This is a genomic window from Marivirga sp. (assembly GCF_024636815.1).
GTDB lineage: Bacteria > Bacteroidota > Bacteroidia > Cytophagales > Cyclobacteriaceae > Marivirga.
Genome location: NZ_JAGXGF010000144.1, coordinates 1 through 10,667, shown reverse-complemented (window position 1 = coordinate 10,667; position 10,667 = coordinate 1). Strand labels below are relative to the sequence as shown.

At 35.4% G+C, this 10,667-nt stretch carries 14 protein-coding genes; 5 read left to right on the top strand and 9 right to left on the bottom strand.

Annotated features, from left to right (window positions below; all coding sequences use genetic code 11):
- The 9 genes from Q0L29_RS10815 to dusB all read right to left on the bottom strand — a co-directional run.
- The coding region (locus Q0L29_RS10815; RefSeq protein WP_296621565.1) for a Fic family protein at positions 1 to 920 on the bottom strand (920 nt) is incomplete at its 3' end.
- Between the two features lie 107 nt (positions 921 to 1,027).
- Positions 1,028 to 1,879, bottom strand: coding sequence for a pseudouridine synthase (locus tag Q0L29_RS10810; protein ID WP_296621564.1), 852 nt, complete (start codon positions 1,877 to 1,879; stop codon positions 1,028 to 1,030).
- Positions 1,880 to 2,069: 190 nt separating this feature from the next.
- Positions 2,070 to 2,282 carry a PIN domain-containing protein gene (locus tag Q0L29_RS10805; protein WP_296621566.1) on the bottom strand — a complete coding sequence of 71 codons (213 nt, stop codon included), beginning with the start codon at positions 2,280 to 2,282 and terminating at the stop codon, positions 2,070 to 2,072.
- A gap of 9 nt (positions 2,283 to 2,291) precedes the next feature.
- Positions 2,292 to 2,507 carry a hypothetical protein gene (locus Q0L29_RS10800; protein ID WP_296621563.1) on the bottom strand — a complete coding sequence of 72 codons (216 nt, stop codon included), beginning with the start codon at positions 2,505 to 2,507 and terminating at the stop codon, positions 2,292 to 2,294.
- The gene (locus Q0L29_RS10795; protein ID WP_296621562.1) at positions 2,498 to 2,722 is read right to left on the bottom strand and encodes a hypothetical protein; all 225 of its coding nucleotides are present in this window, start codon (positions 2,720 to 2,722) and stop codon (positions 2,498 to 2,500) included. Before Q0L29_RS10795 ends, Q0L29_RS10800 begins: the two co-directional genes overlap by 10 nt.
- A gap of 689 nt (positions 2,723 to 3,411) precedes the next feature.
- The gene (scpB, locus tag Q0L29_RS10790; RefSeq protein WP_296621561.1) at positions 3,412 to 3,975 is read right to left on the bottom strand and encodes an SMC-Scp complex subunit ScpB; all 564 of its coding nucleotides are present in this window, start codon (positions 3,973 to 3,975) and stop codon (positions 3,412 to 3,414) included.
- Positions 3,975 to 4,361 carry a TraR/DksA C4-type zinc finger protein gene (locus Q0L29_RS10785; protein ID WP_296621560.1) on the bottom strand — a complete coding sequence of 129 codons (387 nt, stop codon included), beginning with the start codon at positions 4,359 to 4,361 and terminating at the stop codon, positions 3,975 to 3,977. The genes scpB and Q0L29_RS10785 overlap by 1 nt, the downstream gene beginning before the upstream one ends.
- Positions 4,362 to 4,508: 147 nt before the next feature.
- On the bottom strand, positions 4,509 to 5,402 hold the full coding sequence (locus Q0L29_RS10780) for a DMT family transporter (RefSeq protein WP_296621559.1): 894 nt from the start codon (positions 5,400 to 5,402) through the stop codon (positions 4,509 to 4,511).
- Positions 5,399 to 6,397, bottom strand: coding sequence for a tRNA dihydrouridine synthase DusB (gene dusB, locus Q0L29_RS10775; protein WP_296621558.1), 999 nt, complete (start codon positions 6,395 to 6,397; stop codon positions 5,399 to 5,401). Before dusB ends, Q0L29_RS10780 begins: the two co-directional genes overlap by 4 nt.
- Before the next feature lie 38 nt (positions 6,398 to 6,435).
- Between dusB and Q0L29_RS10770 the strand changes: the two genes are divergently transcribed.
- The 5 genes from Q0L29_RS10770 (at position 6,436) to Q0L29_RS10750 (ending at position 10,482) form a co-directional block, all read left to right on the top strand.
- On the top strand, positions 6,436 to 7,374 hold the full coding sequence (locus tag Q0L29_RS10770) for a CPBP family intramembrane glutamic endopeptidase (protein ID WP_296621557.1): 939 nt from the start codon (positions 6,436 to 6,438) through the stop codon (positions 7,372 to 7,374).
- Positions 7,371 to 7,577 (top strand): hypothetical protein, encoded by a 207-nt coding sequence (locus tag Q0L29_RS10765; protein ID WP_296621556.1) that lies wholly within the window; start codon positions 7,371 to 7,373, stop codon positions 7,575 to 7,577. Before Q0L29_RS10770 ends, Q0L29_RS10765 begins: the two co-directional genes overlap by 4 nt.
- Positions 7,558 to 8,391, top strand: a complete 834-nt coding sequence (locus Q0L29_RS10760; protein ID WP_296621555.1) for a phosphatidate cytidylyltransferase — start codon at positions 7,558 to 7,560, stop codon at positions 8,389 to 8,391. Before Q0L29_RS10765 ends, Q0L29_RS10760 begins: the two co-directional genes overlap by 20 nt.
- 91 nt (positions 8,392 to 8,482) lie before the next feature.
- The gene (locus Q0L29_RS10755) at positions 8,483 to 9,757 is read left to right on the top strand and encodes a Glu/Leu/Phe/Val dehydrogenase (protein WP_296621554.1); all 1,275 of its coding nucleotides are present in this window, start codon (positions 8,483 to 8,485) and stop codon (positions 9,755 to 9,757) included.
- 326 nt (positions 9,758 to 10,083) lie between these two features.
- Positions 10,084 to 10,482 carry a hypothetical protein gene (locus Q0L29_RS10750; protein WP_296621553.1) on the top strand — a complete coding sequence of 133 codons (399 nt, stop codon included), beginning with the start codon at positions 10,084 to 10,086 and terminating at the stop codon, positions 10,480 to 10,482.
- Positions 10,483 to 10,667: the final 185 nt, after the last annotated feature.

Sequence of the window (10,667 nt, the reverse complement as noted above, 5' to 3'; positions counted from 1 at the left end):
TTAAAAATACGATCTACTACTTTTTGCTGCCTTTCATTAAATAAATTGTTAAAACGGATGAAATATTTTCCTTTTTCTATCAGAAATTCAATTAAGCTCTGAGTATAGTCTTGGGCTTCCAAAACCATTTCACAAAAATAAATTAGCCAATCAGTAATCTCCAGTCCAACACTATTGGATTGCAATGCATTATAATATTTCTTTTTATTGCTATTAATAACATAAGACATGGCAATTAAAGTAGGCCGATTTAGGCTTTGAGAAAGCGATTTTTCAGAAATGGCTCTACCTATTCTGCCATTTCCATCTTCAAAAGGATGAATGCTTTCAAAGTACAAATGTGCTATACCAGCCCTAGTAAGTGGACCAAGTTTGCTAGAATTATTAAACCAAGAAATAAAAGCTTCCATTTCATCAGGTACTATGCGAGAAGGTGGAGCTTCAAAATGTATATTTGGATGATCAATTCTTCCAGACACTATTTGCATGGGATCTTCATGGCTTCTATATTCTCCAATATTGTCAAGATCTCTTCTACCATTCATAAGCATCTGATGCCAACCAAAAAGTTGCTTATGAGACAATGGTGAATCAAATGATTTATATAACTCAACCATCATTTCCGATATTCCATGTTCTGCTGGACTTACCCTTCTATTATCTGACTTTAAGCCAAAATGCTTTCTAATTGAAGATTGGAGAGAATCTCGATTTAAAATCTCGCCTTCAATCTCTGAAGATTTAAATGCCTCATCACTCATCAGATCAACTTTTAAAGTGTCTTGATCTTCATTACTCACATGTTTCAAGCTTCCAAAAAGTACTCCTGCTTTATGAAGGAATGTATTTTCAAAGTCCACCAATTTTTCCGCAGAATAAGTGAATTTTGGCCAATTTTTATGTCTCCAATTCCAAAGCATGAGCTATAAGTTGATTAATTATAGCTCAATTTATAAATAATTATGAGCTATAAAAAATATTTTATAGCTCAACATAGAAATAATTAGGGTAGTATCTAAAAGACCAATTACCTCAAATGCTTCAAATTAATCACTTCTTTTTCCTTCAAGAACCTCCATTTCCCTCTTGCTAAATCTTTTTTAGTAAGTCCTGCAAAAGTGGTTCGGTCTAATTTTACAACCTCGTAACCTAAGTGCTCAAAAGTTCTTCTTACAATTCGGTTACGCCCCATTTTGATTTCCATGCCTATAGTTCTGGCATCAGGAGTTAAAATGGCCACATTATCTACCTTCACTTCTCCATCTTCCAGGGTAATTCCTTCTTCAATTTTAAGGAAATCTTCTTCTGTAATAGGCTTATCTAATTCTACTTGATAGATTTTTTTGATCTTATGTTTGGGGTGGGTTAATTTTTTGGCTAGTTCTCCGTCATTAGTGAACAGCAAAAGCCCTGTGGTGTTGCGGTCTAATCTGCCAACAGGGTAAATGCGCTCATCTCCTGCCGCAGAAATTAAATCCATCACCGTTTTCCTGCCTTTTGGGTCATCCATGGTGGTGATAAATCCTTTTGGCTTATTAAGCAATACATAAACCAATTTTTCTCTTCTGATGGGCTTGCCTTCAAAGGCTACATCATCCATAGGCTTTACTTTAAAGCCTAATTCTGTAATGACCTTATTATTGACCTTGACTTTCCCATCGGTAATATGCGTGTCAGCTTCTCGTCTGGAGCAAATACCAGCATTGGCAATGAATTTATTTAAACGAATGCCTTCCTTAAGCTCTTTTTCTTTAGTCTCAGCAGATTTTAGTTTTTTAATATCATAATCAGGAGTTTCCGCTTTTCTTTGATTGGAAAACTTCTTTACCTGATGTGATTTATGGGGTTTTTGACCTTTGGGAGATTTCTTATTATGCATAGCAATGAAATTTATAAACTGACTAACATATGTCCGTCACTATTTCAATACAAAACTACGCTTCTATTCTGACTAATCCTCGTTTTCTTTCCCTATTTGGTTTTTATCCTGTCATTAAAAGCCAAAGCCTTTATCTCCACAGCTTCTAAAACAGCTTTATACGTGATTTCTCCTGTGAGCTTTCTTCCTTTTATATGTCTTCCAGTGTTAAAACTTCAATTTCATTCACTCGGCTTAAATTTTTGTCATTAGTGAAAAAGAAATCTGCATTTTTTTCAATTGCTGTGGCAATTTGAATGGAGTCTGGTGTCTTTATATTATAATTTGCTCGCAAATTGGCGGCTCGTCTTGAAACTTCAATATCGATATCAAAAACATCAATATTTGCTGAATTTGTTAGTATTTCTTCGTATTATTTAGCTAGTTTTAATTTCTTCAATCGTATGGGTTGAACTAAAACTTCTAAAAGAGTTAAAGTTGATGTTTGAAAGTGAATTTCTCCATTATGATTAGCTGAAAATAACTCAATAAGCTTTTCTTTGTAATCTGAATGCCCCTCAATATAGTAAATTAAGGGGGCAGTATCTATGAAAAAAGTCTTCTGGAAGAATATGTCTTTTAATCCCATTCTCTTTCTTGTTCCACATATTTATCAATATCTACATTTCTCCAGATTTCAGATCCAAGTGTGTTTAATTCAGTTAAGTCGTGAGAAATGGATTTGGCTTCCTTTTTGGTGATTTTTAATTGTTTAATTAACTGCTCTGCTAAAGAAAGTCTGGATTCATAATCCAATTTCTTAATTTGAGAAAGTATATTTTGAATTTTTACGGAAGTGCTCATACCTCTAGTTTTAAAACTACTTAGCTAAGATACGAAAAATCGGTCAAATTTGATTTGGTATTCAGACCTAGTTATATTTTGTTAGATAAATAATTAAGCAGGATTCAACTCCAATTTAGATATCAACAAGCTTCTCTTTAACTCAAGGACAAGCTAAATTTATTATATTTCCTGTTTTCCTCGCTGGGACACCTTAGTTATTCAAAGGATAAATATTTTAGTCAAACATTCTAAAAATATCCAAAAACAAGTAAAGAGAAGTTAAATAAGGGTATAATATGACTGAATCTATTTGTTGAGTTCATTAATGGCTAACTCCCCCACTTTCGCCTTAGCGAAAAAGCGGGTTGGAGGGTAAAATGGCAGGCAGGCGTTGGCATTTGCAGGAAGTAGCATCATTTTACCTAGATTTTTTGCATACTTTTTCATCAATGGAAAAAGTATGAATGGATAAGCTAGCATTATTATGCAATAATCAGCAGTTTATTATTTAATTCTGCTCTCTGGGACACCATAAAACAAAGAGAAAGTGCTCTTAAATCGATAAAAAGCAGTATTGTGATTTTACCGAGGAAAACAGGAGATAAATAATTAAGCAGGATTCAACTCCAATTTAGATATCAACAAGCTTCTCTTTAACTCAAGGACAAGCTAAATTCATTATATTTCAATCCAAAAAGCAATTCTGACTAATCCTCGTTTTCTTTCCCTATTTGGTTTTCATCTTGGGAAAAGTCTTTTGGGGTAGGTAAATCTTTCAAATCATTGATGCCGAAATACTCCATGAAATTCTGGCTTGTACCGTATAGGATTGGCCTTCCAATGGCATCTGCCTTTCCTTTTATTTCGACCAACTCTTTTTCCAAAAGTTTTTGAACTGTATAATCGCAATTCACACCTCTAATTTGCTCCATTTCACCTTTAGTGATAGGTTGCTTATATGCAATGATGGAAAGGGTTTCTAGAGCTGAGGTGGATAATCGTTTTTTGGATTGTTGTTTGAGCATAATACCTATACTGGCTTGATAGGCAGGCTTAGTCATAAACTGGTATCCGCCACCAATATGCTCTACTTGAAATGAATATTCGTCTGACTCGTATTTTTTGAGAATTTTTTCAAGCGCACCTTCTATGTCTTCTTTTGGTACATCTGCTTCAAACATTTCGGACAAGCATTTCTGAATTTCCTGCAACTTCAAAGGAGAAGTTGAACAGAAAATCAGTGCCTCAATATGGTTGAGCAGAAAATCCATTAGCTATCTTGTGCTAATTTGGCTTCAATAGATTGAGTAGTATGTGGAACAGCTCTTAATCTTTCTTTAGAAATTAATTTGCCAGTCACAGAGCAAACTCCATAAGTGCCATTTTTAATTCTTACTAAGGCATTCTCTAAATTAACGATGAATTTCTGCTGACGGGCTGCCAATTGATTCATGCTTTCTTTTTCCATGGTATCTGCACCATCTTCCAAAACTTTTACGTTTCCTGAAGTGCCGTCTGTGCCTGAATCACCAGAACGGGTAATGGTAGATTTTATATATTTTAGTTCTTCTTTAGCTTTATTTAATTTGTTAGTGATTAACTCTTCAAATTCTGTAAGCTCAGCAGCACTGTATCTGGTTTTCTCGTTATCACTCATAATTTTAGTCGGTTAGTTTTAATTGCAGCAAAAATAAATGCTTTAACTGAAAACAAAAACTATTTATTGAATAAATAAAGTGTTTTCTTAATGTTATCCAAATTTAAATCATTGGAATATTTTAGTAATATTGGAATCATCCAAATATTATTTTTTAGGACGATTAGCAAAGGCAACTCCTAGTATAATTAATACAATTCCAATATAATGACCAAAGACTAAAATTTCTCCATCTAACAATCCCCAGGCAATAGCTACTATTGGAATTAGGTAAGTCACAAAACTGGTGAACACGGGGGAAGTCAATTTCACTAGGCGGTTAAAAAGGATTAATGCAAATGCGGTTCCTACCACGCCCAAGATGCTGATGTAAAGTAAAGCTCGCCAAGCGCCTTCTTCATATTGCATTTTGCTTACAAAATCGCTTGAGCCAAATAAATAACCACCAGCTAAAGGAGCAATGAGAACCAGAGAAATACTAGTGATCATTCTAGGTGTAAGTATGCTAAATTGAGTTTTAATGATATTCAGATTAAAGCCATAACATAGCGTTGCCAAGATTACGAAAATGGCATAAAAGTTAAAGTTTCCTAGTTCTCCACCCGAGCCTGCTACTATTAATACTATTGTCCCCGCAAAACCCAAAGCGATTCCCAGGCTGTCCCTTAATTTTAGGCTTCCTTTAAAGAAAAACACTCCTACCAAAAGTGCAAAAATTGGAGTCAATGCATTTAAAACTCCTGTAATTCCACTTTCTAATTGAGTTTGAGCATAAGCAAATAGAAAGGCTGGAGCAAAACTGCCGACCATGCCCGAGATAAACAACCACTTCCATTGGCGTTTATTCAAGCCTTTGAGTTTAGGTAAGGATAAAGGTGTTAATACAAGCGCAGCGGAAAAAATTCTTAGCGCTCCAACTTCTCCAGCGGAAAAAACAAGAAGTCCTTTTTTAATAAGGATAAATGAACTTCCCCAAATGAGCGCTAATAAAATTAATAAACTATAAACTAAGACCGGGCTTACAGATTCTTTCTCACTCATAAATTTTCCATTATTTGAGCAGAAAACACTTCATTCACCTCGTCTAAGGTATCCAAAACTGCTTGATAGTTCTCACCCTCCACTAATCTTGTTCTATAGGGTTTGAAATGTGGGATGCCTCTAAAATAATTAGTATAATGTCTTCGCATTTCAAATATTCCTAATTTTTCGCCTTTCCATTCTACTGAAAATTTTAGATGTTTTTTAGCAGTTTCTACTCTGTCATCCAAATTGGGAGGAGGTAGTATTTCTCCTGTTTCGAAATAATGTTTGATTTCGTTAAAGATCCATGGATAACCAATAGCTGCTCTGCCAATCATGAGTCCATCTACTCCATATCTATTTTTATATTCTAATGCTTTTTCAGGAGAGTCAATATCTCCATTTCCAAATATCGGAATATGGATTCGAGGATTATTTTTGACCTTTGCAATCAGGTCCCAATCAGCTTCACCTTTGTACATTTGTTGACGAGTTCTGCCGTGGATAGACAATGCTTTTATTCCTACATCTTGTAATCTTTCTGCTACTTCTTCAATATTTTTAGAATTTTCATCCCATCCCAAACGAGTTTTCACCGTAACCGGCAAGTCCGTAGCTTTAACCACTGCCTCAGTGAGTCTAACCATTAAATCCACATCTTTCAATACTCCGGCACCAGCACCTTTGGTCACTACTTTTTTAACAGGACATCCGAAATTGATATCGACCAAATCAGGTTGAGTTGCATTTACTATGCTGGTTGCCATGGACATAGCTTCCTCATCACCTCCAAATATTTGGATGCCGATGGGCTTTTCGTAATCGAAAATATCCAGTTTTTGCCTGCTTTTGATGGCGTCACGAATTAAGCCTTCTGATGAAATAAATTCTGTATACATCAAGTCTGCACCATTTTCTTTGCACACTGCTCTGAAAGGCGGATCGCTTACATCTTCCATGGGTGCCAAAAGCAATGGAAATTCGCCTAATGATATGTTTCCTATCTTTACCAATTTGATAATCTTAAATTTGGTGTAAATTTACGCACTATATGAATTCTTTAAAGCATAACAACCCACAAATTCTGCATAAAAATCCCTGGACTTCTATTTTTTACCTTGTATTGCTGTTTTTGGCCTGGAATCTTTTCAGTCAATTAATCGGCACTGGTATAGCTGTATTGGTCACAGGCGTTAGTTTCATGGAAAGCCAACAACTTTTGGAGCCGCCTTTTGGCCCAAAAAGTAAAATCTTTATGTATGTCGCTCAGGGAATAAGTCATTTCCTTGGATTCACGATTTTTGCACTCTTTTTCATAAAAGCGATGGACAAAATGAGTTTAAAAACTTATTTTAATAAAAAGAATATAGGTATCCAGCCTTCTATTTTAATTGTCTTAGCTACATTTTCTTTTATGATATTTAATTCCATCATTATCGAATGGAATATGAATATTGAATTTCCTGAATTTATGAAAGGATTTGGCGAGTGGGCAAGAAGCATGGAAGACCGACTGATGCAATTAACAGAATTACTGAGCTCATATGATAGCTTTGGGGAAATGTTGATAGCTTTAGTGATTATAGGTGTTTTTCCTGCAATTGGTGAGGAGTTAGTTTTCAGAGGGCTATTGCAAAATAAATTGCAAACTGCCACCAGAAATGCACATTTAGCCATCTGGATAACGGCTATTATTTTCGGAGCCTTTCATATGCAGTTCTTTGGGGTTGTTCCCAGAATATTATTAGGGGCTTTATTTGGTTACATTTATCTATATTCTGGTAATATTTGGTATCCTATTTTAGCCCATTTTGTAAATAATGGTTTGGCAGTTATTGTCATGTATCTTGGTCCAAAATATGTGGATGATTTTGATCCAATGGAGGTAGATAAAGCCGTTCCCATTTATGTGTCTATAATTGGACTATTCGCATGTCTCATATTTTTCCGTTATTTTAAGCAATTCATAAACAGGGGTGCTGCTGAATGAAAAACTGGAAGACTGTTTATAAAACCGATAAGCTCTATCAGGCACAAATCGTAAAAGATTATTTGCAGAACAAAGATTTGCAACCGATTATTGTAGATAAAAAAGATTTTGCCTATCAGCTGGGCTATTACGAAATCGTAGTTACTGTGGACGAGGTAATGCGTGCGATAAAACTAATTGAAGATGATATCAAATTTGAGTAAATATAATAACTTAACCCAAAGGATTATTGCGGCTTTATTGGGGGTTGCCATTATGCTTTCTGCAATAGTTTATAGTCAGTGGACCTATTTTGCAGTCTTTTTTATCCTTTGCGCATTGACCCAACTCGAATTTTATAAGCTTGTGGGCTTAGACGGAATGTTGCCGCTGAAATTTTGGGGAACTATCACGGGTTTATCCATATATAGCATCACATTTTTGGTTCATGCAGAACATCTTGACCCTCGTGTTTATTTTGCAATTGCGCCCATAGCTTCCACCGTTTATTTTGTAAAGCTTTATAAAAAGAATGATAGCAAGCCTTTTACGAATATTGCCTATACCTTTTTAGGAATTATTTATGTAGCGGTTCCATTTGCGCTCTTACACATTGCCGTTTTTTATAATGGTACCTATAGTTTTCAGATCATAATAGGTGCTCTTTTTATTCAGTGGGCAAGTGATACAGGTGCTTATTTTGCAGGAGTGAAATTTGGGAAGCGAAAATTATTTGAAAGAATTTCTCCTAAGAAAACCTGGGAAGGGGCCTTAGGCGGAACAATTTTAGCTTTCATTTTTGCTATCATCATGGCGTCCAATTTTGATGAGATTGCAGATTGGCAGTGGTTGTGTATTGCAGGAATAATAGTAATTACGGGTACTTATGGTGATTTGGTAGAATCTCTTTTCAAAAGAAGTATTGAAGTAAAAGATTCAGGTTCCATTATTCCTGGTCATGGCGGCTTTTTGGACAGATTTGATGGGCTTTTGCTATCCGCACCATTTATTTCTGCTTTTTTGATGCTTTTTGAATGATTTTTTCAACATTAGTAGTCGAAAAAGTAAAAATCAGTTAACAAATACTTAATTTTACCGCAAAGTTTTTAAAAAAAAACAAAATACTACTATGGGTTATATCGAACCGGCTCCAATTAAAGACTTAGAAAATCCTTTCGAGTCTATGATGTCGCGATTTCATATCGCTGCTCAACATTTAGGTTTAGACGATGAAATTTACAATGTATTGAAATCTCCTGCTCGTCAGGTGATAGTTAACCTTCCCATCACCATGGATGATGGCTCTATTCAGGTTTTTGAAGGCTATCGTGTGATTCACTCCACTATTTTAGGACCGTCTAAAGGTGGTGTGCGTTATGATATGGGCGTTAATATTGACGAGGTAAAAGCACTCGCTGCCTGGATGACATGGAAATGTGCTGTTGTGGATATTCCTTATGGTGGTGCCAAAGGAGGTATCAAATGTAATCCGAGAGCAATGTCTGCCGGAGAGATTGAGCGATTGACTCGTTCTTATACAGAGTCAATGGTAGATGTATTTGGTGAAGATAGAGATATTCCTGCTCCTGATATGGGAACAGGACCAAGAGAAATGGCCTGGATGATGGATGCCTACTCAAGGTCAAAAGGTATGACAGTTAATGCTGTGGTAACGGGTAAGCCTTTAGTTTTAGGGGGGTCATTAGGAAGAAATGAAGCAACAGGTCGTGGAGTGATGGTATCGGCTTTAGCTGCAATGGAGAAACTGAAAATTAATCCTTATAAGGCAACTATGGCCGTTCAGGGATTTGGTAATGTGGGTTCTTTTGCTGCGTTATTGTTGGAAGAAAGAGGTGCAACTATTAAATCTATTTCAGATATATCTGGCGCCTATTTTAATGATAAGGGAATAGATATTAAGAAAGCCATTGAATATAGAAACAATAATAACGGTACTTTAGAAGGCTTTGAAGGAGCTGAAAAAATCGATGGTAATGATATCTTGACTTTAGAAGTGGATGTTTTGATTCCTGCTGCTAAAGAAGATGTAATTACACATGAAAATGCTAGCAAAATTAAGGCTAAACTTATTGTGGAAGGAGCTAATGGTCCTACTTCAGCGAAAGCAGATAATATTATAAACGAAAAAGGAATCATGGTGGCTCCGGATATTTTAGCGAATGCCGGTGGTGTTACGGTTTCTTATTTCGAGTGGGTACAAAATAGATTAGGGTACAAGTGGACTCGCGAGCGTGTAAACAGACGTTCAGACAGGATTATGAAAGATGCATTTGAAGTGGTTTATAAAACTTCCATTGAGTATGATGTGCCAATGAGAATTGCAGCTTATATAGTAGCAATTGATAAAGTAGCACAGACTTATAAATATCGTGGAGGTTATTAATTTATAGCTCTAAGAGATTTTAGATATATTTAAAAGCGCAGGAGACTGCGCTTTTTTTTATGAATTGCGAGTTTTACTAATTGATTTGCTCTGTGCGTCACCCATGCGGAACCTGTCCCGCACCGAAGGTCGGGAGTCAGGGGTCTTGTCATATTGAAACTTCGTTTCAATAATCTTTTAAGCTGAAAAAAGCTTTAGGTGAAATTTGAAAGATTAAATGTGTGTTCACATTTCTTTTTATTTTAATCAAAGGTTAAAATAAAAAGAAATCCGATAATGGGAGTATGATATTATAATCCACTGAAATAGTAGTAATCACTAAAAAAATGAAAAATATACATATTGTTATATTGCTTTTAACAGTCCTATGCTTTCAGAGTTGTTTTGTAGGAGAAGATGGAGATTCAGAAAAGATAGTTGGAAACTATTATATTTCAGGAGATTATGGATTTAAAAACGTTCATTTAGGTTTTGAAGATAAAGAATGGGGTGGGATAGGTTTAATCGAGCAGCCTATAACGGCAATTGGGAATAATGACAATTATATAATTGTGAAAAGAGAATTGGTTGAAACAGAATTTTTCATTTTGAAAGTTATTGAATCAGGAATTCATTCAGTAGCTGAAGAAAATGTTTTAGGTCCTTTAACAGAAAGAGAATTCGAAACTAAGAGACACCAGTTGGATTTAAGAGACATTAAATGGGCTAAAAATTTTGAAAAGTAAACACCCCGTGTCTAGTGGCTCATCTGTCATTTTCAGAAGCAGCAATTAATAACCTGAGTTCGACTCTAATTTGGAAATTCAGATTTTCATAAAATTAAATAGACAAGGCGTCTTTTAGAAGATATAGCGAGCTATATCGAGGAAAGACAACGCAGTATATTGGATTTTATGGAAAAGTTTTCCCC